This is a genomic window from Actinoalloteichus hymeniacidonis (genome assembly GCF_014203365.1).
GTDB lineage: Bacteria > Actinomycetota > Actinomycetes > Mycobacteriales > Pseudonocardiaceae > Actinoalloteichus_A > Actinoalloteichus_A hymeniacidonis.
In genome coordinates this window covers 2343642-2369264 of sequence record NZ_JACHIS010000001.1, presented here as the reverse complement: position 1 = coordinate 2369264, position 25623 = coordinate 2343642, and the positions used below count along the sequence as shown (strand labels likewise).

General features: G+C 68.4%; 17 protein-coding genes. 14 read left to right on the top strand and 3 right to left on the bottom strand.

The window, feature by feature from the left end; genetic code table 11:
* Window positions 1-115 precede the first annotated feature (115 nt).
* Both BKA25_RS10415 and BKA25_RS10410 read left to right on the top strand, forming a co-directional pair.
* Entirely contained in the window at window positions 116-1510 is a 1395-nt protein-coding gene (locus BKA25_RS10415; RefSeq protein ID WP_069850249.1) for a sugar porter family MFS transporter, read from the top strand.
* The gene (locus BKA25_RS10410; RefSeq protein WP_084643143.1) at window positions 1497-3461 is read left to right on the top strand and encodes a family 20 glycosylhydrolase; all 1965 of its coding nucleotides are present in this window, start codon (window positions 1497-1499) and stop codon (window positions 3459-3461) included. The genes BKA25_RS10415 and BKA25_RS10410 overlap by 14 nt, the downstream gene beginning before the upstream one ends.
* A 96-nt stretch (window positions 3462-3557) precedes the next feature.
* On the opposite strand, the gene BKA25_RS10405 is transcribed toward BKA25_RS10410, so the two are convergent.
* The gene (locus tag BKA25_RS10405) at window positions 3558-4292 is read right to left on the bottom strand and encodes a phosphotransferase (protein ID WP_069850251.1); all 735 of its coding nucleotides are present in this window, start codon (window positions 4290-4292) and stop codon (window positions 3558-3560) included.
* 395 nt (window positions 4293-4687) lie between these two features.
* On the opposite strand from BKA25_RS10405, the gene BKA25_RS10400 reads away from it, so the two are divergent.
* The gene (locus tag BKA25_RS10400; RefSeq protein WP_069853804.1) at window positions 4688-8038 is read left to right on the top strand and encodes a DUF4132 domain-containing protein; all 3351 of its coding nucleotides are present in this window, start codon (window positions 4688-4690) and stop codon (window positions 8036-8038) included.
* Window positions 8039-8102: 64 nt separating this feature from the next.
* On the opposite strand, the gene BKA25_RS10395 is transcribed toward BKA25_RS10400, so the two are convergent.
* Entirely contained in the window at window positions 8103-9020 is a 918-nt protein-coding gene (locus BKA25_RS10395; RefSeq protein WP_157421131.1) for a hypothetical protein, read from the bottom strand.
* 322 nt (window positions 9021-9342) lie between these two features.
* Between BKA25_RS10395 and BKA25_RS10390 the strand changes: the two genes are divergently transcribed.
* Window positions 9343-10053, top strand: a complete 711-nt coding sequence (locus BKA25_RS10390) for a hypothetical protein (protein ID WP_157421132.1) — start codon at window positions 9343-9345, stop codon at window positions 10051-10053.
* The gene (locus BKA25_RS27700; RefSeq protein WP_257786022.1) at window positions 10017-10142 is read left to right on the top strand and encodes a hypothetical protein; all 126 of its coding nucleotides are present in this window, start codon (window positions 10017-10019) and stop codon (window positions 10140-10142) included. The genes BKA25_RS10390 and BKA25_RS27700 overlap by 37 nt, the downstream gene beginning before the upstream one ends.
* 172 nt (window positions 10143-10314) lie before the next feature.
* On the opposite strand, the gene BKA25_RS10385 is transcribed toward BKA25_RS27700, so the two are convergent.
* A complete protein-coding gene (locus BKA25_RS10385) occupies window positions 10315-10635 on the bottom strand; it encodes a hypothetical protein (RefSeq protein WP_157421133.1) in 321 nt (106 codons plus the stop codon).
* Between BKA25_RS10385 and BKA25_RS10380 the strand changes: the two genes are divergently transcribed.
* The 9 genes from BKA25_RS10380 to BKA25_RS10340 all read left to right on the top strand — a co-directional run bounded on the left by BKA25_RS10380 (window position 10605) and on the right by BKA25_RS10340 (window position 25600).
* The gene (locus BKA25_RS10380; RefSeq protein WP_069850259.1) at window positions 10605-11102 is read left to right on the top strand and encodes a DUF4132 domain-containing protein; all 498 of its coding nucleotides are present in this window, start codon (window positions 10605-10607) and stop codon (window positions 11100-11102) included. The two genes, BKA25_RS10385 and BKA25_RS10380, sit on opposite strands and share 31 nt — an antisense overlap.
* A 147-nt stretch (window positions 11103-11249) precedes the next feature.
* The gene (locus tag BKA25_RS28355) at window positions 11250-14741 is read left to right on the top strand and encodes a DUF4132 domain-containing protein (RefSeq protein WP_157421134.1); all 3492 of its coding nucleotides are present in this window, start codon (window positions 11250-11252) and stop codon (window positions 14739-14741) included.
* A 345-nt stretch (window positions 14742-15086) separates the two neighbouring features.
* Window positions 15087-16262 carry a DUF4132 domain-containing protein gene (locus tag BKA25_RS10370; RefSeq protein WP_069850262.1) on the top strand — a complete coding sequence of 392 codons (1176 nt, stop codon included), beginning with the start codon at window positions 15087-15089 and terminating at the stop codon, window positions 16260-16262.
* A gap of 249 nt (window positions 16263-16511) precedes the next feature.
* Window positions 16512-17603, top strand: coding sequence for an ATP-binding protein (locus BKA25_RS10365; protein WP_069850264.1), 1092 nt, complete (start codon window positions 16512-16514; stop codon window positions 17601-17603).
* Window positions 17603-19978: a DUF5682 family protein gene (locus tag BKA25_RS10360; protein ID WP_069850266.1), complete on the top strand. Its 2376-nt coding sequence runs from the start codon at window positions 17603-17605 to the stop codon at window positions 19976-19978. Before BKA25_RS10365 ends, BKA25_RS10360 begins: the two co-directional genes overlap by 1 nt.
* Before the next feature lie 2 nt (window positions 19979-19980).
* Entirely contained in the window at window positions 19981-21117 is a 1137-nt protein-coding gene (locus BKA25_RS10355; protein WP_069850268.1) for a VWA domain-containing protein, read from the top strand.
* Entirely contained in the window at window positions 21114-23153 is a 2040-nt protein-coding gene (locus BKA25_RS10350) for a YehQ family protein (protein WP_069850270.1), read from the top strand. The genes BKA25_RS10355 and BKA25_RS10350 overlap by 4 nt, the downstream gene beginning before the upstream one ends.
* Before the next feature lie 176 nt (window positions 23154-23329).
* On the top strand, window positions 23330-24586 hold the full coding sequence (locus tag BKA25_RS10345; protein WP_157421135.1) for a serine hydrolase domain-containing protein: 1257 nt from the start codon (window positions 23330-23332) through the stop codon (window positions 24584-24586).
* 207 nt (window positions 24587-24793) lie between these two features.
* The gene (locus BKA25_RS10340; protein WP_069850275.1) at window positions 24794-25600 is read left to right on the top strand and encodes an SDR family oxidoreductase; all 807 of its coding nucleotides are present in this window, start codon (window positions 24794-24796) and stop codon (window positions 25598-25600) included.
* The last annotated feature ends 23 nt before the right edge of the window (window positions 25601-25623 follow it).

Genomic DNA, 25623 nt, shown 5'->3' with positions numbered 1-25623 from the left:
GTAGGTGCGAGTCGATCGCCGATCAGCGACACGCGTCTCGTTGCGGCCCCTGCTAGGCGGCCTCCCCTGCTAGCGAGGCGCGGGGGGCCTCGGTCCACGATGAGGAGAGGGTGCCATGTCCGCAACGCCGACGACTCCGAGAACCTCGGCGGTCGGCCGCAAGATCGCCTTGGCCGCCGCCGCGATCGGCGTCATCTACGGATACGACATCGGCAATATCGCCGGCGCGCTGCTGTTCATCGATGAGGAGATGAACCTCTCCACTCTCGCGCTGAGCAGCATCACCACCGTGTTGGTGGCCGGGAACATCGTCGGTGCGTTGATCGCGGGCAAGATCGCCACCGCCATCGGCAGGCAGAAGACCATGGTGTTGGTGGCCATCGGCTACGCCGTGTTCGCGGCGGCATCCGGGATGGTGTCCGATGTCGTCAGCCTCGACATCGTGCGGTTCTTCCTCGGGGTCACCATCGGACTCTCCTTGGTGGTCGCGCCCGTCTTCGTCGCGGAATCTGCGCCTGCCGCCATCCGAGGTGCCCTGGTCGTCGGCTATCAGGTCGCCACCGTCACCGGAATCCTCATCGGATACCTCGTCGACTGGTCACTGGCCGACTCGGGCAACTGGCGGCTGATGCTGGCGCTGTCGGCGATCCCCTCGGTCCTCGTCCTGTTGCTGTTGCTGCGCCTGCCCGACACCGCGCGCTGGTACCTGATGAAGGGCCGACGCGAGGAGGCACGGGCGACCCTGGCGCTCACCGACCCGACCGTCGACGTCGATCGAGAACTGGCCGAGATCGATGCCGACATCGCCGCCGAACGCGGTGGTGCGATCCGCGAGATGTTCCGGAAGCCCTATTCGACGGCCACCGCGTTCGTGCTGGGGCTGGGATTCCTGGTGCAGATCACCGGCATCAACGCGGTGACCTACTACAGCCCGAGCATCTTCGAGGACATGGGCTTCACCGGCTACGGCGCGCTGCTCGGGCTGCCGTCGGTGGTCCAGTTGGCGGCGCTGGTCGCCACCATCGGCGCCCTGTTCGCCGTCGACCGGCTGGGTAGACGACCGATCCTGCTCGGCGGGATCAGCGCGATGGTCGCCTCCAGCGTGCTGATGATGATCGTCTTCGCCTCCGGTTCGCTCGCCGAGGGCGGTTCGATGTGGGGATTCGTCGGCATCCTGGTGTTCACGGCGGCATTCAACTTCGGCTTCGGCTCCATGGTCTGGGTGTATGCCTCGGAGAGCTTCCCCGCCAGGCTGCGCGCGCAAGGTGCGTCGCTCATGCTCACCGCGGATCTGGTCGCCAACATGATCGTGGCGCAGTTCTTCCTGCCCCTGATGGACGGCATCGGCGGAAGCGCCACCTTCGGCATCTTCACGGCGCTGTCCGCGGTCGCTCTGGTGTTCGTGTTCCGACTTGCTCCGGAGACCAAGGGACGACCGCTGGAGAGCATCCGGCACTACTGGGAGAACGGCGCCAAGTGGACAGGTGAGGAGTTCCATGGACGTGGGTAGATCGATCGCGATCCTGCTGGTGGCGGCCGTGCTGCCGCTGGGCACAACGACAGTGTCCGCAGCGGCGGACGCACCGGGGCCCGCCGATTCGGCGGACACCGAGACCCCGAATGCGGCGCCGCTCACCGTGCCGGCGATCCAGCAATGGCAGGGCGGAAACGGTTCTCTTCGGCTGACCCAGCGTGGGTCGATCGCCGTCGAGGACCCCGTGCTCCTCGAACTGGGCGAGCAACTCGCCGCGGAGCTGATCGACGACGGGCTGCCTGCCCTGCGGGTGACCGACGGGCCCGCCGATCCCGGTGACATCGGGCTGCGTCTGCATGCGGGCGGCGAGCAGACCGAGGACAGTTATCTGCTGGAGATCGACGATCGGGTCACGATCACGGCAGGCACCGAGACCGGGGCCTTCTATGGGACCCGCACCCTGTTGCAGGCCCTACGCACCTCGGCGGAGTTCGCCACGCTGCCCCAGGGTCGCGCGCTGGACTGGCCGCACATCGACGGTCAGCGCGGCCAGATGCTCGACATCCGCACCTTCTTCTCCCTGGACTACCTCAAGCAGCAGATCAGGCAGCTCGGTTGGTACAAGCTGAACACCTTCCACCTGCATCTGTCGGACTGGAACTCGTTCCGCATCCAGAGCGACCGCTTTCCCGGACTGACCTCGCCGCAGGCCTACAGCAAAGCCGAGATCCGCGAGTTGCAGGACTACGCCGCGCGGTATCACGTCATGATCATCCCGGAGATCGACATGCCGGGTCATGCCTCGCACATCGGCAATTACCGCCCGTCGCTGGCCTTCGAGTGCGAGTCGATGTCCTATCCCTCGAACATGCCCTGGGAGGGCTCGGGGACCGGGAACTGGACGATGGACGTGACCAGCCCGGAGACCATCGAGTTCGTCACCGAGCTGCTGGAGGAGATGCTGCCGCTCTTCGACGGCCCCTACTTCCACATCGGCGGCGACGAGATCCCCAGCGTGTCCGACCAGCAGCTGTGCCCGGAACTGGTGGCCTACCAGCAGGAACAGGGTTACGAGTACACCGCCGACGTGTTCGTGGAGTTCATCAACACCCTCAACGACGTGGTCCGCGCACACGGCAAGACCACCGAGGTCTGGCAGTGGTGGGACTTCCAGCGCGAGACGAGCATCCTGCCGGATCGCGATGTCGTCGTCGACGAGTGGCTCAACGCCCCGGACGATCGAGTCGCACAGGGCTATCAGACCGTCGGTGCCGAGGAATCGCAGCTCTATGTCAGCCCCGGCTTCGGGACCCGACCGGGCCAGTACGGCTACTTCGATCCCCGCGAGGTGTTCCGCTACGAGTTCAAGAACGACCCAGGTTTCGTCGGCTACAAGGTGTCCCGCTGGGCCGATCGAGCCCACGAACACCCGGCGAGCTGGTTCGACTTCTACGCGCGGCGGCCGCTGGCGGTACTCGCCGACCGAACCTGGGGCGCGCCCGCATCCGACGTCAGGGAGTTCTTCGACCGTTACGACCGGGTCGGCGATGCCGATCCGAGTGCCCGCGGCTACGGGGAGAACCCCGGGATGATCAGTCAGCAGGGCTGGACGGCCGTGCAGGGTCGCAACGATGGTTCCCGGGCGATCGACGGCGATCCCTACACCGGTTGGGAGGCCTTCCCGGAGAGCGAACCGCTGTTGGAGATCGATTTCGGGTCCCGGCAACGCATCGCGGGCATCCGCTATCTCCCGCCGCCCGAGGGCGAGGGGAACCCGGTGCGCGACTATCGTCTGCTGGCCTCCGACGACGGCGTCGAGTGGCGACCGGTGACCAGCGGCCGGTTCGCGGACACCCACACCGAGACGGTGGTGCGCTTCGGCCCCATCGAGACGCGTTTCCTGGGTCTGCAGGTGGTCAGCGGGCATGGTCCGGTGCCATCGGCGAAGTCCGCCGTCAACGAGTTGGACGCCGTCCGCGCGCGCTGAGGGCGATCGAGAACCCGGCCGGGGGTTGCGGCGGTGCGGCGGTGGTCCGCCGCAGCCCCCGGCGTCCTCGCCGGCGCTGCGAGAGCGAGCATCGGGTCAGGCGAGCAGGGTGGTCCACTCCTCGATCCGGCGTAGCGAGCCCCGCAGGTCGGCCAGCAGTTCGAGGACGTGCTCGCGAGCGGCGGCCCGTTCTGGCCCGGTCACCGGGCGGTGGCCGAGTGCTCGGAACAGCATCCAGGACGCGCCGCCGAGCCGGGATCGCAGCAGACCGGCGAAGGCGGCGGGGTCGGCGGACACCGGATACCCGTCTGCGGCTCGGTAGGCCCGCAGAATGCGTCGGGCGTGGTCGTGGTCCCATCCCGAAGGCGTCCGGGCGAAGGCCAGTGCGGCGCGGGTGATCTCCCATTGCGCCACGTCGAGCCCGGCGCCGTCGAAGTCGACCAGCAGCGGCGATGTCGGAGTGCACAGGATGTTGTCCGGCTTGACGTCGCGATGAGTGAAGACGAGGTCGAGGGTGGTGCCGAGCTGCGCGGCCGCGTCTGCGGCGATCTCGGTGGCCCGGGCGATATCGGGCAGATAGTCGCCGACGGCGTGCACGAATCCCGGTTCGATCTCGACGGGTGACTCGGCCAGCCAACCGTGCCAGGCCAGCCACCAGGGTTCTCGAGAGCGGTTCAGGCGTTTGACGATCCACTCCCCCCGCACCGTGGTGAGTCGCCAGGATCGATGCGATCGGCCGCCGAGAACGGGTTCCCATTCACCGAGCACCGCGCCAAGCCCGAAGGCCGAGGCAACCGCATCGGCGACGCACTCAGCCTGCGCAGAGTCCATCTGAGCACTGTAGATCGATTGGTTGTTCTCCGTGAGTGATATTGATTTTGATCAATACTGAAGCCACAGCGATTCCTATCGAAATCTGATGGCGGCGACGGCATCGGAGAGCCGGCAGGCCCCGAGGTGGATCCGATCCGGCCGACCGTCACCCCCTTCCTCAGCAGGACTGAACTAACCTGCGATGCAGTCGGACCCGGAAGTGCTGCACCGGATCGATGCGATGACCGTCCACGAATCCCACCTTCGCCGAGGCTCCTCGGACGGATTCCCCGAGGTCGCCATCGCCTCCGATCCGCAGCAGGCACCCTGGCACGCGAGTGGACACAGCACGAGGACAACCGCACCGATCGACGCCCCCGCAGGCGAACATCGCGAAGAAGCAAGGAGCCTTGATGACCGCGACCGCCCTCGACCACCCTGACGAGGATGCCCTGGTTCTGCCCGCATCCTGGCGTGCGCTGGTCGAGCCGAGACGCGGATCGGGCTCGGCGGTCGTGTCGGCGGATCCCACGGCGCAGGAGCGAGTTCACGCTGCGGTGACGGCGGCGACGGGCGAGGTCGGCGCCGTCCTCGACGATCCACGCACCGATTCGACGCTGGCTCGGGCCGGGCACGCCATGCTCGCCGGGGAACCGACGCCGCTGGGCGCCGCGGTGGTGGCGAGCGCGATGCGTGGAATCAGCAAGATCCATGATCAGACTCGGACCACCATGGCGATGTTCGCCGACGCCTGGACCACCGCGTACGGGCTGACCTTCGCTGCCGAGGCGGCCGCGAAGGTGACCACGATCGAGGTCAGCTGGGGCTCGCGGACGGATCCGACTCATCTGCAGGCAGCCGATCGGCCGCTCCAGCATTGGGCACCGTTCATCGCGGTGCCGCGTCGGATGCGAGCCCTGCTGACGAGTGTCGACGACGCCGACTACGCGGCGGTCGTCGACGCACTCGAGCCGCTGCGTACGGGTCCGTGCCGTGCCGTGACGTCCTATCTGCTGCCGACCGAACAGGATTGGGTCTCGGCCGATTGCCGCGAGATCCGGCGCGAGTGGTGGTTACTGATCCACTCGGTGACCACCGGTGAACAGTTGACCACGCTCGTCGAGGGCTCCGAGGCGATCCGACTGCGGTTCAAGGAGTATCTCTACGCCGTTCTCGCCCACGTCGGAACGGCGGCGGCACCTGCCGTAGCTGTGGCCGTGGACGGTGCCGCCTGGCAGGAGCCGGACGAACAGCAGCGGCTGATCGACGCGCTGACGCTGCTGCCATCGGATGCGGCGTTCGATCTGGCGCTGCATCGCATCGCCCATCCGAGAATGCGGCCTGCGCTGCTCGCGATGATGCGACGTTTCCCGGCTCGCGCCCTGCGCAGGCTGGCAGCCCACGCGGCGGGCGACTCCGCGATCGCAGGCGAGGCAGCGACGCTGCTGCGCAGGCATCTTCTGGTGACCGGTTCGCTGCGGGAGTCGGTGCGCGCCGAGTTGGATGCCGAGAGCCTGGCGGTGCTGGACGGCATCGAGCCGCCCGCACCCCGGCCCGACACCGCGCCGGATTCGGCCCTGCCGGAGTTGCTCATCAGCCCGCCGTGGGAACGGCGGCGGAAGAAGGCGAAGCCGGTCGTGCTGACCGATCTGCCTACCCCGCCGTCGTCGGTCCGATGGTCGGACGGGGAACGGCAGGAGTGGGCGGACAGTCCGAAGGCCGCCGATGTATTCGAATGGCCTGCGGACACCGACTGGGATGCGACGCTGAATGGGTCCAGCCTCCGGGCGGACCAATACGCCGCGCTGCTGCTCCAAGCCCCTGACGAGATCGCGCAACGGGTCCTGCTCCGAAGGCGGGGCATGTTCGGCTTCTGGAACGAGAATCTGCTCCGGGCGGTGGTGGCGAAACACGAACACCGTGCCGCCCAGACAGTCCTTCAGCACGTGCTCCGCGATCCGATGGCCAGGGCGGAACTGCTGCTGCCCTTCGTCGATGTCCTGGTCGCCGAGCAGATCGCCGCCTGGCTGCCACCACGGACCTCGATGCGTCCCTTCGCGCTGTCCTGGCTGGACCGACACGGCTTGGCTGCGATTCCGGTGTTCCTGCCCGCAGCGCTGGGCAAGGCGGGGGCGAAACGGGTCGCCGCCGAGGAAGCGTTGCGCATCATCGCCTCGGGTCGCGCCGAGGCGGCCGTTGCCATGGCGGCAGAGTGGGATGCCAAGGCAGGCGCTGCGGTGGAGGCGCTGCTGACGGCGAGTCCGCTCGATGATCTACCCGCCAGGATTCCGGCGGTCGGCGACTGGCTCGACATCGCGCTGCTGCCGCCGATCCTGCTGCGCGATCGCCCCCAGGCGTTGCCCGACGCGGCGGTCGACCGGGTGTTGGTCACCTTGGCGCTGTCCAAACCCGGCCGGGTCTACGCCGGGGTGGCGGTGGTTCGGGAGAGCTGCAATCCGGCATCGCTGGCCGAATTCGCCTGGGCGATCTTCCAGGAATGGCAGACCAATGGGATGCCCAGCTCCGACGGTTGGGTGCTCACCGCGCTCGGTTGGATCGGCGATGACGAGACGGTCCGACGACTCACCCCGCTGATCCGCGCCTGGCCGGGCGAGAACCAGCATCGCAGGGCGGTCGACGCGCTGGACGTGCTCGCGGCGATCGGCACCGATGTGGCCTTGATGCATCTGCACGCGATCGCGCAGAAGGTGAAGTTCGCCGGGTTGCGCAACCGGGCGCGATTGAAGATCGACGAGGTGGCGGCGGGGCTGGGCCTGACCTCGGACCAGCTCGCCGACCGGCTCGTCCCCGATTGCGGTCTGGAGGAGGACGGCAGTCTGATCCTGGACTACGGGCCACGCCAGTTCATCGTCGGTTTCGACGAGTCGCTCACACCCTTCGTCATCGACGAGAAGGGCAAGCAACGCAAGGCCCTGCCCAAGCCGGGTGCCACCGACGACGCCGAGCTCGCGCCTGCCGCCCATGCCAGGTTCGCGGCGATGCGCAAGGACGTCCGCACCCTGGCCGCCGAGCAGGTTCGCCGTTTCGAGTCGGCGATGGTCCTCGGGCGGCGATGGAGCTCGGCCGAGTTCCACGACTTCCTACTGGCCCACCCCCTGGTGTGGCATCTGGTACGCCGGTTGTTGTGGGTCGTGGAGGAGGACGGTCGACAGACCGGATTCTTCCGGGTGGCCGAGGATCGCACGCTCGCCGACATCGACGACGAGCCCTTCCTGCTCCGAGGGGGCGGCGTGGGCATCGGTCACAGTGAGATCACCGTCGGGGTGGCGCATCCCCTGCAGCTGACGGAGGCCGAGAACAAGGCCTGGGCAGCGGTGTTCGCCGACTACGAGATCGTCCAACCGTTCCGGCAGTTCGGTAGGTCGACCTACGAGCTGACCGACGAGGAGCGCGGAGCCGAGAATCTGACGCGCTTCGCGGAGCATGGGCAGGTGCCCGCACAAGCCGTGCTGGGCCTGGCCTCGCGAGGTTGGGAGCGTGGGGATGCCCACGACCACGGCGAGGTGCAGTGGATGGCCCGGCCGGTTCCCGGCGGCCGCCGCGTGGTGATCTCGCTCCAGCCGGGAATCTCGTTGTGGCTCGGCGGCGATGCGGAGTTTCAGACGCTGACGAAGATCCTGCTCGCCGAGGGCTCGCCTGCGAATGCGGTGCGGGGACGCGGTCTGGTGGCCTTCGGCGAGCTGGACGCGATCACCGCGTCGGAGGTGTTGGCGGAGTTGACGAGGCTGACGACCACGTCCTGATGCGTCGCACGGCGGTGCGTCGGAGCGGGTCCAACCGCGCAGGCGGCCGTCGGGCCGGGCCCTCTCACCGCGCTGGGCCGAGGTCCGCCTGCGGTTCAGCCGGTGGGGCGGGCCGAGCGTCGACGAGGGCCCCCTCGGAGGTCACGGTGACCACGACGCGGCGGCGTTGGCCGTGGAACCGGACGTCGAGGACGGTGCCGTCGGTCCCGTCGCCTGCGATGGTCTCGCCGGATTCCAGGGCCTCGAAGACCAGATCGACGACCTCGTCCGGCTCGATCCCCGCCGCGCCGAACGCACCGACCCGGGATTTACCAAGGAACCCGGCGCTGCCGCCGGAACCTCCGGGGCCACTCTCCAGCCAGATGATCCGTCCGTTGCGCAGCCGGGTCATCCGCATGATGCGGTCCGGGTCGACCTCGGTGCCATTGCGACGCAGCTCGGCGATCCAGCCGGGATAGCGCGCCTCCGGGTCGATCGTCGTGCCCTCGGGCACCTCGGCGTCGGGAGCGGGTGTCTTCTCGGCAGGACCTTCGGCGGAGCCCGGTCCGGCTGCCGTCTTGGGCGGCCCGATGGAGTCGAGCGCCGCCTGGCTGGTGGGTTCGGGCGCGGTTCGGCCCGGCCGCGAGGCGGAGGTGCGGGAGGCACGCTGTCGGATCGGCGGCGCGATCGCCTGCGGAGCGGGGACCGCGGCTGCGGAGAGCGCCGGGGCGTCGACGCCGTGGCCCGCGATGGATCGGCAGTAGGCGTCGATGAGTTCCTGCGCCCCGTCGAGCAGCTCGCCTGCGGTGCGGACGTCCTCGGCCGCAGCCTGAGCATGGCTGTTGATCTGCTGGACCTCGGGTTGGTTGGACCCCTGGGTGGCGGTCGCGAACACCGATGCGCCGTCGGCGATCGCCGCGTCGGCTATGACCGCCGCGCGACGGGCCTCCAGTACCAAGGCGTGTGCTCGCCGGAGTTGCTCCACCACATCAGCGACCCCCAAGGCAGCACTCCTCACTCCTCGCGCACAACCCATGGTGCCGCAGATCGTGCCGTTGATGCCGAGCGGGGGTGCACGGTCCGGATGGAGCAATCGCTCGGCTGATCATCGTCGCGCAGTGCGACACGGTTCGATGTCGGCAATTCTGGACCTCCTTACGGTCCCTTCGCTACCGAACCGGAAGGCTCTTCTCATTCGACGGTGTCTTCGATACCTCGATCGTGCCGACAGCACTGTCGGGGGTCGTCTCTAATCTCCGCCACCACAACCGACCGGCGGAGAACAATCACCAACCGGACGAGTAGTCAGAATGCTGGGGCCCACGATGAGCACAACCGAACCGGATAACGGACCGAACGAGGATATCCTCGACGTTCCCGGTTCCTGGGGCACAACGGTGGATCCCAGACGCGGCGGTCACCGGTCGGTCACCGCCACTCCCGCTCAGAAAGCCGCCGAGCGCACCGCGAAGCTCATCGATGAGGCGCAGGACACCTTCGCCTCGGTCTTCGGTTCTGCCGCCACCGAGCGGCGACTGGCCACCGAGGTTCGCGCCTATCTCGACGGCGCGGCCAGTCCGGTGGGAGCGGCAGCCACGGTCCAGTTGGTGGAATTCGGGGTCGACGCCAAGCGGATCAAGGAGTTCGCCGCCTTCGCCGATGTCTGGGCTACGGCGCACGGCATCGACTTCGCCGCCGCTGCGGTCGCCGAACTCGCTCGGTCGCGCGTGTCGCGGGGCCACGGGTCGGAGTGGCGGCTGATCAATCAGCAGCAACACGCCCCCGAATGGGTCGGCGAGCCGGTCGCGCAGCGGCTGCGGACTCTTCTGACCACGGTGAACGATGCGAACCACGCAGCGGCGGTGGCGGAGATCGCGGCTCGTCGAGATCGCGAATTCGCCCGAATCGTCGCCGCCTATCTGGCCCCTCCCAGACGGACTGGGTCACCGAGCTCTGTGACGACTTCTCTCTCACCGACCCGGCGGACATCCAGATGCGGATGGTGTTGCGAGCCGTCGGCAAGGTCGAACAGCTGACCACCTTGGACCGCAACGGTGATCTCGAACAGTTCCTGTGGCCCAAGGGAACCCTGGAGACGCTTGCCGATGCGATCGGGGCCCGTTAGCACCGACCCTGATCACCATGGTGGAGCGCGATGCCCTCGACAGCTACGACCGCCGGTACTCCAACCAACGGGACCTCAGCGACGACACGGGTCGGGCGCGCGCCTTCGCGATCCTGGCGGCGCTACCCACCGACGAGGCGTTCGACCTGCTTGTCGCGAGGGTGGATCGGCCTCAGGTGGCGACCGCATTGTTCGATGCCATGCACCGATTCCCGCGCCGAGCAATGCGGCGACTGGCCTCGGCAGGAACGGGAACAACGGCGGCGGCGGGCATGGTGCGACGGGCGTTGACCACCCATGCCCAGCACCATCGCGCACTGGCCGCCGAGACGCTTCCGCAGTTGCCCGCAGGCCCCGCAGCGGTGTTGGCGGCAGCGGTGAAGTCGGAGGAGACCGAGGAGGCCCCCGCCGAAACGCTGCCCCGGTTCCTGGTGGATCCGCCGCGATGGCCAGCCAACGCCGGTGGAGCGCCGCCGACTTCCAACGATCTCACTGCCGGAGTCGGCCAGGATCGGCATCGCACACCCGCAGGAGATTTCCGATTCGTTGACCGCCTGGGGCGAGCAGTTCGCCGACTACGAGATCCTGCAACCATTCCCGCAGCTGGCCAGGACCAGCCGAGGCCTCACCGACGAGGAGGCGGCCGGGCACACGCTGACTCGGTTCGAGGGCGCCGAGGTCCCCATCGGCAAGCTGCTGAGCCTGGCCACGCGTGGCTGGGACCGGGACATGCCCGGCGACGGCGGCGGCGTGTACGGGTTCTCGCGCAGGCTGCCGGACGGCTCGGTTGTTCAGATCGGTTTCGAGCCGGGTTACGCGGTGGGCTATCCGGCAGGAAGCCCGAGGCAACGACTGGCCGGGGTCGGCATCGACAGCCACCGAACCGGTCGAACGCTGGGCCAGCTCAGCCCGGTCGCCGTCGCAGAGTTGATCTACGAGGCCGAACGACTGGTGGGCTGATCGGTCCTTGTCGGGGGTAGGCGGGCACGGGGGTCCGCCTACCCCGTCCGAACGGCCGTCAGCCGGGTGGGAGACCGGAACCACCACCCCGGTCCGGCCGTCAGTTCATTGACATCAAACACATTCATGGTGACCGAGGAGAACAACGTGGTTACGGCTGGACTCACCGCGACGAACGAGGACTCGTTCGTCGTCCCCGAGAGCTGGGCGGCTCGCATCGATCCCTGGCGCCACAGCAGAGTCGAGTCGGCCGTCGAGCCGGATCGGGGCGCTCGGGCCAAGGTCCGCCGCTTACTGACCAAGGCCGAGTCCGCTCTGACGGAGGCACTGACCGGCGAACACGGGTCCGAGGACGTTGCTGCGGCGGGTCGAGCGCACTTGGCGGACGAGCCGACCCCGCTCGGTGCGGCGGCGGTGTTCGCGGTCGTCGCCGCCACCGCCGATGTCAAGCGCCTCGACAGCCTCGCGGCATTCGCCGACGTCTGGGCGAAGGACCACGGTCTCGTGTTCACGGCCACGGCCGTGGCGGAGCTGGCGGGCATCGAGCATGTGGCGGGAACCGGTCGCAGGTCATTGGATCCGCAGGTGCCCCGGCATCTGCGGCGCCGCGACTCGGACACCCGGCAGCCGTTCGGCTGGTCGGGCGAACAGGTGGCGCGCCGGGTACGGGCCCTGCTGTCGATTGCTTCAGACGCCGATTATCTGGCCGCAGCACAGGAGCTGGTCGCCTACGGTCCGCCCGCAGACTCGCCGCGTCACGCCGCGGATGAGAGCGAACCGGTTCTCGACGGCAGCGAGATGCAACGGTTGGTCGCCTGCTATCTGACACCGACCGAGAGCGACCGCATCGAGTCTGTGGTGCAGGCGCCGTGGCTCGGCCTCGCGCTGGCGGCGCAACGCGGATTGGTGCTGCGTACCGTTGCCACGGCCGAGCACCTCACGGCGGTGTCGAGCTGGGGCGAGGTCGCGATACCGACCACGGCCGAGGACGTGTTCACCCTGGCCGAGCGGGTGGGCGCGGGACTGCTGCCGGTGCTGGAGACGGTGTTGGCCGCCCTCGGCTCGCTGGCACCGCTGCGGGCCCGGGTCTACGAGGTGTTGGCCGCCCTGCCCACCGACGCCGCTTTCGACGTACTGGCAGCGCAACTCGGTACCCGGCACGCCTATGCCACCGTGTCGGCCGCAGCCCGCCGGTTCCCGCTGCGGGCGCTACGACGGCTCCCGGCTCTGGCCGTCGACGAATCGACGGAAGCGGACCCGACCACGCGGCAGGCCGCGCTGGTGGCCGCGTGGTTGCTGCACGAACTGCTGGCCGACCCCGAGTTCTGTGCCGTCGACGGGGCGGCCGAACTGGTGACCGCCGCCCGCGCCTCGGTGCCGCGCCCCACCGACTGGTGGCCGGTCGCCGAGGATACGAGCCTGCCGGACTTCCTCGCATCGGGCTCCTGGCTACGGGACGGGCCCCAGACCGGCCCGGTCGAGGGCGAACTCGGTGCCGTGGCCGAGGAAGGGGCGTGTTGGGCCCCCGGCGAACGCGAACAGTGGGCGGCGATGCCTGCCGAGACGCCGTGGTCGGGGACACCGGACTGGGACGAGATCGGCGAGGCGTTCCAGAAGCGCAAGCTCGACTCGGCGTGGGACATCCCCGTGCTGGTGGAGGCGCCCGAGAGGTACACCTCGGGCCGCCTGCGGTACTGGTATCCGGAAACACTGCCCTCCGATCCGGCCTGGCTATATCGACTGGCCGCTGCGCGACCAGAATCGGCGGCGAAGAACCTGTGGACGGTCGCCAAGAAGTCGCCGCCCGCCGAGTATCTGTGGGCGTTGTTGCCGTTCCGCACCGTCGACATCACCAATGTCTTGATGGGCGGACTGCTCCCGGACGATCCTCGGCGCCCGGTCGCCGAGGCGTATCTGCGCAGGCATGGGGCCACGATCGTGCCGTATCTGCTGTCGGGGGCACTGAGCGAGGACTGGCGGCGGCGTCAGCAGGCCCGCGAGGCGCTGCGGTTCGTCGCCGAACTCACCTCGACCGAGGCGGTCGTCGAGGCCGCCGGGAGCAGGGGCGATGCGGCCGGTCCCATCGTGGAACAGCTGCTGCGCCTCAGACCGTTGGACGAGCCTGCGGCCACGATCCCGACGCTCGGCGACTGGTTGGATCTCGGGCTGCTGCCGCAGATCCTGCTGCGTGATCGATCAGCGGCACTACCTCGGGAGTCCGTCCGCGCCCTGCTCACCCTGGTCGCCATCGGCGGTCTCTACGGCGATTACTCCGGTCTGCACCTGATCAGACAGGCATGCGATCCGACCTCGCTGAGCCGGTTCGCCCGGGCGCTCTTCGAGGACTGGCTGGCGGCGCACCGGCCCGCCGACACCGAATGGGTGTTGACCGTGGTGGGCCGCTTCGGCGATGACGCGGCGGCGACCCGACTCGCGGGTTTCCTCGGTTTCTGGGTGAGCAGTGGTTCCGCCGGCTACGGTATGGCAGGCTTCGGCGCGCTACGCACGATGGACACCGATCACACCCTGCGGCTGGTGCACTCGATCGCGAAGACGAACAAACCCGCGAGCCTGGCACGGCAGGCAGGATGGGCCATCCGCGCGGACGCGGATCGGCTCGGCCTGACCACCGAGCAGTTCGCCGACCGCCTGGTGCCGGACCTCGGACTGTCGCCGAACGGCACGCTGGAGCTGGACTACGGGCCGCGTCGATTCATCGTCGGCTTCGACGAGCAACTGAAACCGTTCGTCACCGGTGAGGACGGCAAGTCGCGCAAGAGCCTGCCCAAGCCCGGTGTCCGCGACGACGCGGAGCTGGCGACCTCGTCCTACCAGCGGTTCACCGCGCTCAAGAAGTCGGTGCGCGGCATCGCCACCGAGCAGGTGCGTCGCTTAGAGGCGGCGCTGATCGTCGGCCGCCGTTGGCGGTGGGCGGAGTTCGAGACGAGTCTGCTGCGCCATCCGCTGTTGTGTCAGCTGGTGCGCAGACTGGTGTGGGTGGTGGAGAGGGACGGTGAGCTGATCGGCACCTTCCGCGTTGCCGAGGATCGCAGTCTGGCCGACGTCGAGGACGCGGAATTCGCGGTGCAGCCCACGGCGGCCGATGATGCTGGGAACACCATCGGCGGCCGGGAGTCCAACCCCGGTCCGATCCCGGCGGACGCCAGGGTCGGTATCGCCCATCCCCTACAGCTCGGCGAGCTGGTGAAAGCCTGGACCGACGTCTTCGCCGATTACGAGATCCTGCAACCGTTCCCGCAGCTGGGCAGGCCGGTCTACGAACGCGACACGCAGGAACAGGATCCGACGAGGCTGTCTGCCTTCAACGGCCGCACCGCACCGACGGGTCGGGTACTGGGATTGGAACGCACCGGCTGGAAGTTGGAGGGTGTCGAAGCAGGCACCCGAGGTAGTCGCATCTCCTTGGTGCGGCAATTCGGCGAGCGCGGCGCGCTGATTCGGATCAGCCCCGGGATCTCGGTCATGGGCGCACCCGATCCGGTGCAGGAGATCACCGACGTGTGGCTGTGGACCGAGGGCAGCAAGGACAAGGGCTGGTCGACATTCACCCTGGCCGACCGAATCGCCTGGTCCGAGTTGATCGGTGCACTCACCGATCTGACGGCGGGCGCCAGCTGATATCGCTGCCTGCCTGCCACGCCTGCCAGGGTGGCAGGCAGGCGCGACTCGGCGGGCCATCCGATTTCGTTCGGCACGCGCACCGCGAATCCGGCAATCGGAGAGAACCTGCGTGGGACCACGGGCGCATCCGGCCATGATGCCGATCGGCGGCTACCGGTATAGCGATTCCTCGGTTTGAGTGTCGGATCGCGGCGCCGTCCATTACCCCGAAGCGGATGTGGCAGATCGGACTATTCGGCTTGCGCCATCCGAATGGAACCAGGTTCTTATTAGCAGACCTGCGATCCGCGTTCGCTGGTCGATTTCTGCTGGGCGATCTTCCGCGCGTGGGAGCAGGAGGGCATGCCGACGAATCGGCGGTGGGCATTCACCAATCTCGCCCTGCTCGGCGACGATGAGATCGTTCGTCGACTGGCCCCGATGATCAGCGTTTGGCCCGGCGATGGCGCACATTCACGATCGGTCACCGGTCTGGGCATGCTGCAGTGCATCGGCAGCGATGTCGCCCTGCTGCACCTGTACCTGATCTCCCGAACGGTGCAGTACAAAGGCTTGGCCAAGGATGCGCGCAAGCGGATCACCGCCATCGGCACCGCGCGCGGCCTGACCACCGAACAGGTGGAGGACCGTCTCGTGCCGGACTTCGGACTCGGCAAGGACGGCGCCCTCACCCTGGACTTCGGCAGCAGGCGCTGCACCGTCGGTTTCGACGAACGGCTCTCGCCCGTGGTCATCGACCATAGCGGCAAGATCAGCCGATCCCTGCCCAGACCAACCACCAAGGACGACCCGGGCCTGGTCGCCGCCGCGCGCGCCACGTTCGCGGGCCTGCGCGCCGATGTGAAGGCCATCGCCAAGGATCAGATCGCTCCGCTGGAATCGGCGATGGTGCTACAGCACCGTTGGCAGCTCGTCGACTTCCGCACCTTCCTCGTCGGACATCCACTGCTCATCCACCTGGCTCGCAGGCTGGTGTGGATGACGCAACCCGTCGATGAACAGCAGCCGACCACGTTCCGGATCGCCGAGGACGGCACCTTCGCCGATGTCGACGACGACGAAGTGCTCGTGGCCGAGGATGCCGAGGTCATGGTGGCGCATCCCGCCCTGCTGGGCGGCGACCCGGCGCGGTGGTCCGAAGTCTTCGCCGATTACCTGATCACCCAGCCGTTTCCGCAACTCGGCAGGCCGGTGCACACCTTCAGCGAAGCCGAACGCACCGAGAATCGCCTCACTCGGTTCGATGGGATGACGACCTACACCAGCCGGGTACATGCGCTCTGCCGACGCAACGCGGCGTGGACGTACTACTCGACCACGTTGTGTTTCCCGCTGGTCAGCGGGGCCGGGGACGTCCTGGTCGAGATCGACGCCGAGGATTCCTTCGCGGCGGAGATCAAGTGGGTTCGGCTGGTGGGGCACCGATCCGATCGGGATTCGGCCGATCTGCCGTTGAGCGAGGTGGGTCCGCTGGATGCCTCCGAACTCATCCAGACCCTGCTGGACCTGACGAGCTGATCTCACCCGGCGGTGTCATAGGCGTCGGCTAGGGTCCGCCACAGGTTAATCATTCAACCGAGCGCGGACCGGTTTCGCCGCTGTCGAGATCCCCGCCGAGGCATCGACACCCGTCATCAGAGCCGTGGCCCGCACACCGCCGGGTTGCTTTCCAGTCCACCGGGAATGGAACGCAGGCGCCACCGATGGCATCGAAGACAACACCGCACGCCCGTTCGCCCATCCGCGACAAGGAAGACCGCATCCCCCATGTCCCACGACACCCTGCAACGACCACCGGCCGAGATCCGGTACGCCGACGAACTGGCCCGGCTGCGCGCCGAGGACACCGGACACCGCCCGCCGGGATGGGCGCTGAGTCTGTCGGCCGCCCGCCGGTTCATCGTCGGCGACGAGCGCGCCGGAATCGCCCGCAAGTTCGTCGGCGACCCATCGCTCATCGACCGGGCGCTGGTGACACTGGCGACGAGTCGTGGCCTGATGTTGGTCGGTGAGCCGGGAACGGCGAAGTCGCTGCTCTCCGAACTGATCGCGGCAGCGGTGAGCGGCGAGTCGACCCTGACCATCCAGGGCGGCGCGGCGACCACCGAGGACCAGATCAAGTACTCGTGGAACTACGCGATGCTGGTCTCCGAGGGTCCCTCGCCGCGTTCGCTGGTGCCGGCCCCGATGCTGCGCGGCATGGCGGAGGGCAAGATCGTCCGCTTCGAGGAGATCACCCGCTGCCCGCTCGAAGTGCAGGACTCGATGTTGTCGCTGCTCTCCGAGCGCGTGGTGGCCGTCCCCGAGTTGACCGGCGCCGATTCGATGGTCTTCGCCCAGGAGGGCTTCAACGTCATCGCCACCGCCAACACCCGGGACCGGGGCGTCAACGAGATGAGCGCGGCGCTCAAGCGGCGCTTCAACTTCGAGACGGTGTTCCCGATCGCCGACTTCAACACCGAACTCGACCTGGTGGAACGCGAGGCCGGGAACCTGCTGCGGCGCTCCGGCGTCGAGATCGCGCCCCGGCGCGACGTGCTCGAGGTGCTGGTGACCACGTTCCGCGAGCTACGCGCAGGCAAGACCGACAAGGGCCAGTCGATGGAACGCCTCTCCACCGTGATGAGCACGGCCGAGGCGGTGTCGGTCGCCCACGCCGTCGGGCTGCGCGGCTGGTTCCTGCGCGGGCAGGAGGGCGACGCCGCCGACGTCGTGGAGTGTCTGGCGGGCACCGCCGCCAAGGACAACGGCGAGGACCTGGTCCGGTTGCGCCGCTACCTGGAACAACAGGTGCCCAAGAAGGCCACCGACGGTCAGTGGAAGGCGTTGCACGACGCCCGGCACCGGCTGCCAGGCTGATGCCCGCCACCTTCATCGGGGTCCGCCACCACAGTCCGGCCTGCGCTCGTCTGGTCGCCTCGACCATCGAATCGCTACGCCCGGCGATCGTGTTGGTGGAGGGTCCGTCCGATTTCAATGACCGGATCGATGAGCTGCTGCTCGGTCATCGACTGCCGATGGCGATCTTCAGCTACCTTCGGGACGGCAAGCGCGCGCAGTCCTCCTGGACTCCGTTCTGCGATTATTCGCCGGAATGGATCGCCCTCACCAAGGGTCGCGAGGCAGGCGCGGAGGTCCGTTTCATCGATCTGCCCGCGTGGCATCACTCGATGACCGATCAACGCAACCGCTACTCGGACGCGGAGAACCGCTATTCCGAGGTGGTCGACGAGCTGTGTCGCACCTTCTCGGTGGACAACATCGACGCCCTCTGGGATCACCTCTTCGAGGCGCAGGCGGACGGCGGGCTCGCGGAGCGACTGACCGCCTACTTCGACCTGTTGCGCGGCCAGGTCACCAAGGACCCGACCGCCGAGCACGACGAGGAGTCGGCGCCGTTCGCCGCGTTGGAAGCTGGCGAGATGGACATGGCGCGCGAGGCCTACATGGCCGCCTGGGTGCGCTCCGCCGTCGTCGAGGCGGGCGATCGACCAGTCCTGGTGATCACCGGCGGTTTCCATCGCCCCGCGTTGGTCGCCGCCTCGGCCGCCACCGACGGCGACTGCACGCCACCGGTGGTGCCGCAGCCACCGGCGGGCGCGGTCAGCGGGAGTTTCCTGGTGCCGTACTCCTTCACCAGGTTGGACTCCTTCGTCGGCTACCAGGCGGGGATGCCCTCCCCCGAGTACTACCAACAGCTGTGGGAGAACGGACCGAGGCAGGCCGCGACCAAGGTCATGCAGATCGTGGCGCAGCGGTTGCGCAAGCACAAGCAGCCGGTGTCCACCGCGGATCTGATCGCGGCGACCGCGAGTGCCGAGGGTCTGTCCCGGCTGCGCGGCCATCCGGAGCCCACCCGGACCGACATGCTGGACGGTCTGGTCACCGCGCTGGTCTCGGAGGATCTCGATCAGCCGTTGCCGTGGACGGTGCGCGGCACGCTCGCCGAGGGCGCGCATCCGGCCGTGGTGGCGATGGTGAGCGCGCTGGGCGGCGATCGAGTCGGTTCGCTGCATCCGAACACCCCCGCCCCGCCGCTGGTGTTGGCCGTGGAGACCGAGCTGCAACAGCACGGACTCGACGGTGATGGCGACGTGGAGCTGAACCTCGTCGAGGACGGCGATCGCCAGCGCAGTCGCCTGTTGCACCGCCTTCGAGTGCTGGACATCCCGGGCGTCGTCCGGGTGAACGGCCCGAGCACCGGCGCCGATACGCGGGCGACGGAGAGCTGGGCCCTGCAGGCGTTGGAGACCCGCCGCACCGCGTTGATCGAGGCGGGTTCCTATGGGGCCACGCTGATCGACGCGACATCGGCGCTGTTGACCGAGCAGGTCGCCGAGGCAGGCAACGATGTCGATGCGCTGGCCGCCGTGCTGTTCGATGCGGCGCTGTGCGGGCTCGACACGCTGGCGGACACCATCGTGTCGGCGGTGGCCGAAGGAGTGGCCGGGGCGACCGATCTCGGCGCACTGGGTCGGGTGTCGACCACGGTCCTCGGCCTGTGGCGGCACGACACGCTGCTCGGGTCGGCCCACAGCCTGTTGTTCGGCGAGATCATCAGCGGTGCCGTGACACGGGTGCTGTGGCTCGCCGAGGGCGTCCAGGGCGCCACCGCCCCGATGGATGTGCCCCGGATCAAGGCGATCGCCGCCGTGCGTGACGCATTCCGGCATGCCGAGCATGAGCTGGATTTGGATCGCGACGCCGCGCTGGCGGTGATGCAACGCATCAGCCTCGACGAGTTGGCTCCGCAGGACCTTCGTGGCGCGGCCTTCGGGTTCTGCTGGTCGATGGGCGACGCGGGATCGTCCGGTCAGGGTGGTGTCGATGCGGCCAGGGCCGCCCGGGGCGCGGCGCTGCCCACCACCTTGGGCGACTGGTTGGCCGGGCTGTTCGTGTTGGCCCGTGACGAGGTACTGACAAGCGAGGAACACGGCGATGCCGAAACCGACACGTCGGGTGTCCTGAGTGTGTTGGACGAGATCATCTCGGCGATGCCCGACGCGGACTTCCTCATCGCGCTGCCCGCCCTGCGCGGCGCATTCGAGTTCTTCCCCCCGAGGGAACGCGAGATCATCGCGGCCGGACTCCTCGCCAGACGCGGGAAGCACAGCAGCCCTCGGAGTCTGCTGCGGCTCTCGGTCGATCCGACCGTGCTGGCCGAGGCGATGGCGCTGGAGGCGAGAGTGGCCGATCTGTGTGCCCGCGAGGGACTCGGCGGAGCGGAGGCGTGACGATGTCCGACAGTGATCTCCAGCGATGGCGGCTGATCCTGGGCAGCTCCGCCGAGAAGCACACCGGCGGTCTCAGCGGGGATGCCGCAGGCCGGGATCAGGCGTTGAGCTGGTTGTACGGCCGCGACCCGGAATTGGCCAAGCGCGGTATCCGAGGCGATGGCGGCGGTGCAGGCAAGGAGGGTGGCGACGGGCCGTCGGCCCTGACCACGGTGGACTGGCTCGACTCGGTACACCGGTTGTTCCCCAAGGAGACCATCGAACGCCTGCAGCGCGACGCCGTGGAGCGCTTCGAGATCCTCGACATCGTCACCGACCCGACGGTATTGGAGCGGGTCGAGCCCAGCCCGAGTCTGTTGAGCGCGGTGCTGCGGACCAAGCATCTGATGAATCCCGATGTCCTCGCGCTGGCTCGCAAGATCGTCGAGAAGGTCATTCGGGATCTGATGGAGAAGCTGCGTACCGAGGTGCGGCAGTCGTTCACCGGAACGAGGGCTCGCAGGCCCAGCAGGTTCAAGCAGGCCCGCAACTTCGATTTCCGCAGCACCATCCGGGCGAACCTCGGGCACTACCAGCCCGAGGAACGGCGGATCTCCATCGAGCAACCCCGATTCTTCTCCCGCACCCAACGCAGCCTCGACCAATGGCAGCTGATCCTGCTCGCCGACCAGTCGGGTTCCATGGCGGGTTCGGTCATCCACACGGCGGTCACCGCCGCCTGTCTGTGGGGACTGCCGGGGCTCAAGACCCACCTCATCGCCTTCGACACCTCGGTGGTCGACCTGACCGACGACGTGACCGACCCGGTGGAGTTGTTGATGAAGGTCCAACTGGGCGGCGGGACCGATATCGCCAAGGCGGTGCAGTACGGAGCCGGCGTGGTCGAGAACCCGCGACGCACCATCGTCGCGTTGATCACCGATTTCTACGAGGGCGGCGACGAGGGCCAGTTGATCCGCAGCGTTCGCAAGCTCGTAGAGCAGGGCACCGTCGTACTGGGTCTCGCCGCGCTCGATGAGGACGCCCAACCCGACTACAACCGTGATACCGCGCAGCGACTGGCCAACGTCGGCGCCCACGTGGGCGCCATGACGCCGGGCGAGCTGGCGAACTTCGTCGCGGAGAGGATCGGCCGATGACACGCTCCGACCTACTGGCGCTGTCCAGCGAGGCCCTGGCCTCACTGGCCAATCGCGGATTGGTCAAACGCGCCACCAAGGACCTCGACGCCGGGACGTTCCCGCAGATCACCGTCGAGGACGACGGCACGGTGGTGGGTGTCTTCCCCGACGGCGCCCACGCCGCCCTACCGGTGGGCGTCGGGTTGGACACCGCCACCTGTGGCTGTTCCTCGACCTCGGTCTGTCGGCATCGGGTCGGCCTGGTGCTGGCGTATCAACGGGAGATGGCCGCCGGAGCGGCTGCCACCGAGACGGCTGGCACGGCGGCCCAGGTCTCCGATGCTGCGGACGACACCGCGAACGCCGTCGATCCGGCGTTCACCGTCTGGTCTCCCGGCACTATCGACGATGACGCCCTGAACGAGTTCCTCGGCAAACGTGCCATGACCAGCGCGCGGCGGCTGCGGCGCGCCGGATTCTCGGCTCGGGTGTGCCGTCCGGCTGCGTCCGACCCGATCGCCAGGGTGGAGCTGCCCAGCTGCACGGTCCGTTTCCTGGTACCGAACGAGTTGAGCTACGCGCATTCGGATGCGGCCAAGGCCAATCAGGGTGAGTTCGTGGCGTTGGCGGTGTGGGCGTTCCGGGAAGCCGATCAGCGCGGGCTCACCGGCGACGACGTCCGACTCGATGTGGGCGGGGCTCGACAGGACACCGACTCGTCGGGCATCGAACCGGCGTTGGTGCTGGTGGATCGACTGCTCAACGAAGGCGCCATGCACACCGGCGAGGCGTTTCTCGCCGAACTGCATCGCACCGCCGCCGCGCTGGAGGCGGCGGATCTGCGGTGGCCTGCCGGCGCGGTCACGGAACTCGCCGCGCAGCTCACCGCCTACACCGACCGCGCCGCGACACATCGAAGCCGGCGGGTCGCCGAGCTCATCACCGAACTGCATGCCCGGCATCAGGCCTCGATCAATCCGAGCGCCAGTCCCCGCTCGCGGGTGCTGGGCACCGACGAACCCGCCAACACCCCGTTGCGGCGGGTCCGGCTGACCAGCCTCGGCGCCCGGATCGAGGGCTCGACGGACGAGAACACCCATCACCGCACCGTCAATGTGTATCTCGCCGAACTCGAGACCCGCACGGTCATGGTGTTGCGTCGGGAGTTCACCGTCACCGGCGAGCCACCGACCCCGAACAACCTGGCGAATCGCCGGGTCAACGGGGTGTCGCTGCGGTCGTTGGCCGCCGCGGAGATCGTCTCGGAATCGGCGTCGCGCAACGCCAGTCGATTAATGCGGATCAGTGACAGCCGGGTGGCCAAGACGACGGTGCTGCCCTTGGGTGCCAGCTGGACGAGTCTCCCGGAGCCGCTGTTGGTCCGGGATTTCGCGGCGACCGCCGAGGCGATGCGGCGGCGCCCGCCGTCGCTGATCCGACCTCGGGTCGAGGCGGAGAACATCCACGTGGTCCGCGCCGCAGAGGTGTTGGGGGTCGGCTACCACCCAGGGGAACAACGATTGAGCGCCCTGATCGCCGACGACGCGGGCAACACGATGACCGTGTCCGCGCATTACCGGTCGACCAGTCCCGGTTCCCTGGATGCGTTGGCCGAGGCGCTGCGGGGAGCCGAGGACGACGATCCGGTGCGATTGATCAGTGGCGCCCTCACCCGGGTCCAGGGTGGCCTGGTGCTGGACCCCATCGCCGTGTTGACCGGATCGACCGTGGTGGTGCCGGACCTGGCCGACGGTGCGGGCGCCGCCTCGTTCGGCTGGGGCGCGGAGGCGGAACTCGGGCCACTGGACACCGCGTTGAACACGGCGCTGCTGGTGCTGGGTGACACCGCGCACCGAGGCTTCGCGCACCTCTCGCCGTCCCTGCTGCGTCGGGTGTCCGAGGCTGCGGCCGGCCTGCAACGGGTGGGGCTGCGCACCGGCGCCTCGCTGGTGGCGGCGTTCGAGACCGCACTCGGTGCGCAGGACCCGGCTCGGCGGGCGCAGGCCTGGGTGGCGGCCACGCTCCAGCTCTTGGTGACGGCCGAGGCGCGCTGAGGTCCAAAAGCTCCCTCTCGGGCCGCGCGTCCCGGGAGACCGGCAGGGCCGAACGGCCGCTGGCCGAATGGCGGGCCGAACGAGGCCGATCGGCTGATCCGGGAACACCCCGGAACAAGATCCACTGGTTCCGAATCGTTGTGAGTGGCCACGAGGCCGTGCAAGGAAGAGGAACCATGTCACACAGCAATCGGTCCCGGTTGGGCAGGCGATGTCGCGGATTGGCCGCGTTGACGGTCCCGCTGCTGCTCATGGGCGCGGTGGCCCCCGTTGCCTCGGCCGAGACCTCGGTGTCGACGACGGCGCCCGCCGCGCTGGCGGGCGCTCGGGACGCCCGGGCGGACGTCGAGGCCGAGCTGCGTCGGATGGTCGACGCAGGCGCCCCCGGTGTCGCCGTGACCACCATCGAGGACGGCAGCGGCTGGCAGGCCGCCGACGGGGTCGGGAATCTCGACGACAACACCCCGATGCCCGAGGACGGCGCGTTCCGGGCCGCCAGCATCACCAAGACCATGGTGGCGGTGGCCGTGCTGCAACTCGTCGATGACGGCAGCCTGGCACTGACCGACTCCCTTGAGGAGCTGGTGCCGGGGCTGGTCCCCGATGCGGAGCAGATCACCGTCGAGCAGCTGCTGAACCACACGGCCGGGCTGGCCGACTACACGGTGACGCTGACGGAGCAACCACCGTCCGAGTACGGCAAGCGCACCTTCTCCCCCACCGAGCTGGTGCAGATGGGGGTCGCGCTCGGCACGGTCGGTGCACCGGGCGAGGCGTTCCACTACTCGAACACCGGGTACGTGCTGCTCGGCATGATCGTGGAGACGGTCACGGGCCGTGATCTTGCCGAGGTGTTGGACACCGAGGTGTGGTCGCCGTCGGGGATGACCGACACCACTCTGCCAATCACCGATCCCCGATTGCCTGCTGGGCATCCCTCCGGCTATTTCATGCAGGACGGCCAGCGGCAGGACGTCACCGAGATCAACCCGTCCTTCGCGTGGGCGGCGTACGGCGCCGTGAGCACCGCCGAGGATCTGCATCGCTTCTGGGCGGGCTTGCTGAGCGGCGGCCTGCTCTCCCCCGAGTCGACCGAGGCGTTACGGGAGACGGTGCCCACCGGCCACGAGTTCTGGCCGAGCTACGGGTTGGGCATCGAGGAGATGGCCACCACCTGCGGGGTCGAGTTGTGGGGGCACACCGGCAGCATCCCCGGCTACACGACGGTGTCCTTCGCCACCGAGGACGGGCGGCATCAGGCGACGGTCCTGATCAACCAGCAGGACACCGGACCGGAATCGGCGTTGGTGACCATCGGGTCGATGAACATCGTCAATCTGGAGTTCTGCGGGGTTCCCTACCTGGACCTCTCAGCCCGGGACTCGGGCGCGATCGACACCGGATCCGGACTCCGAGCAATGTTGGAACGGTAATCGGCGAGAACACCCCCGAACACTGCTGCATCGCAGGTCACAGCGGTAACAGCTGAGCTGGCAGACCATGCTGCGGGCCGCTGCGGGAGGCGACACACTGCGGATGGGACACCCCTCTCGGCGCAGTGTGTCGTCTCCTTCAGTACAGAGATGGCCTCGGTACCCGGCCGGGAGTGCCATGGCTCGAGGAGGGAACCGGGAGGAATCGTGGCCAGACCGACTCTGGTGACCGGTGGGACCGGCGCGCTTGGCCGGGCCGTCGTGCACCGACTACAGGCTCGCGGGCACGCGGTGCGGTTGTTCAGCCGCAGCGACCCTCCCGCCGAGGAACGGACGTCGAAACCCGCGACCGAATGGGTGGTCGGGGATCTCGCGACCTCACCGAGTATCCACCTCGCGGTGCAGGGCGTTGACACGATCGTGCACTGCGCGACCTCGCCGGGCGGGGGCGACGTGGCGATCACCCGGCGGCTGGCCGATGCGGCGAGCCGGGCGGAGAACCCACCACACCTGATCTACATCTCCATCGTCGGCATCGAGACCGTTCCGCTGTCCTACTACCGCACCAAGCTGGCCTGTGAGGGTGTCGTCGCAGGCTCCGGGCTGCCGTGGACCATCCAGCGCGCCACCCAGTTCCACGATCTGGTGGCCAGGATGACCGACGTGCAGCACCGGTGGCCGCTGGTGGTCGCACCCGCCGGGATCGACTGTCAGCCGATCGACGTGCGGGACGTGGCGCGACGGCTGGTCGAGTGGGTGGAGAAGGGCCCGGCCGGACGTACCCCGGAGATCGGTGGCCCCGAGGTTCGAAGCCTGGTCGAACTGGCCCGCAGCACCTTGGACTCGGAGGGCCGGGACACCCGGGTGGTCGGGATGCCGATGCCCGGCGCGATCGCGAGCGCCCTGCGCCGAGGCGAGCATCTGACCCCGGATCATGCCGAGGGCGAGATCGGCTTCGACCAGTTCCTCGCCGAGCGAGCCGTGCATCACGAACACAGTTACAGCACGGGTTGACCTGGAATGCCTGCCGAACGCGG

What these genes read in the sequence shown, in the direction of transcription:
- BKA25_RS10415 (WP_069850249.1), top strand. Translation starts at nt 116, where the DNA reads ATGTCCGCAACGCCGACGACTCCGAGAACCTCGGCGGTCGGCCGCAAG.
- BKA25_RS10410 (WP_084643143.1), top strand. Translation starts at nt 1,497, where the DNA reads ATGGACGTGGGTAGATCGATCGCGATCCTGCTGGTGGCGGCCGTGCTG.
- BKA25_RS10405 (WP_069850251.1), bottom strand. Translation starts at nt 4,292, where the DNA reads ATGGACTCTGCGCAGGCTGAGTGCGTCGCCGATGCGGTTGCCTCGGCC.
- BKA25_RS10400 (WP_069853804.1), top strand. Translation starts at nt 4,688, where the DNA reads ATGACCGCGACCGCCCTCGACCACCCTGACGAGGATGCCCTGGTTCTG.
- BKA25_RS10390 (WP_157421132.1), top strand. Translation starts at nt 9,343, where the DNA reads ATGAGCACAACCGAACCGGATAACGGACCGAACGAGGATATCCTCGAC.
- BKA25_RS27700 (WP_257786022.1), top strand. Translation starts at nt 10,017, where the DNA reads ATGGTGTTGCGAGCCGTCGGCAAGGTCGAACAGCTGACCACCTTGGAC.
- BKA25_RS10370 (WP_069850262.1), top strand. Translation starts at nt 15,087, where the DNA reads ATGCCGACGAATCGGCGGTGGGCATTCACCAATCTCGCCCTGCTCGGC.
- BKA25_RS10365 (WP_069850264.1), top strand. Translation starts at nt 16,512, where the DNA reads ATGTCCCACGACACCCTGCAACGACCACCGGCCGAGATCCGGTACGCC.
- BKA25_RS10360 (WP_069850266.1), top strand. Translation starts at nt 17,603, where the DNA reads ATGCCCGCCACCTTCATCGGGGTCCGCCACCACAGTCCGGCCTGCGCT.
- BKA25_RS10355 (WP_069850268.1), top strand. Translation starts at nt 19,981, where the DNA reads ATGTCCGACAGTGATCTCCAGCGATGGCGGCTGATCCTGGGCAGCTCC.
- BKA25_RS10350 (WP_069850270.1), top strand. Translation starts at nt 21,114, where the DNA reads ATGACACGCTCCGACCTACTGGCGCTGTCCAGCGAGGCCCTGGCCTCA.
- BKA25_RS10345 (WP_157421135.1), top strand. Translation starts at nt 23,330, where the DNA reads ATGTCACACAGCAATCGGTCCCGGTTGGGCAGGCGATGTCGCGGATTG.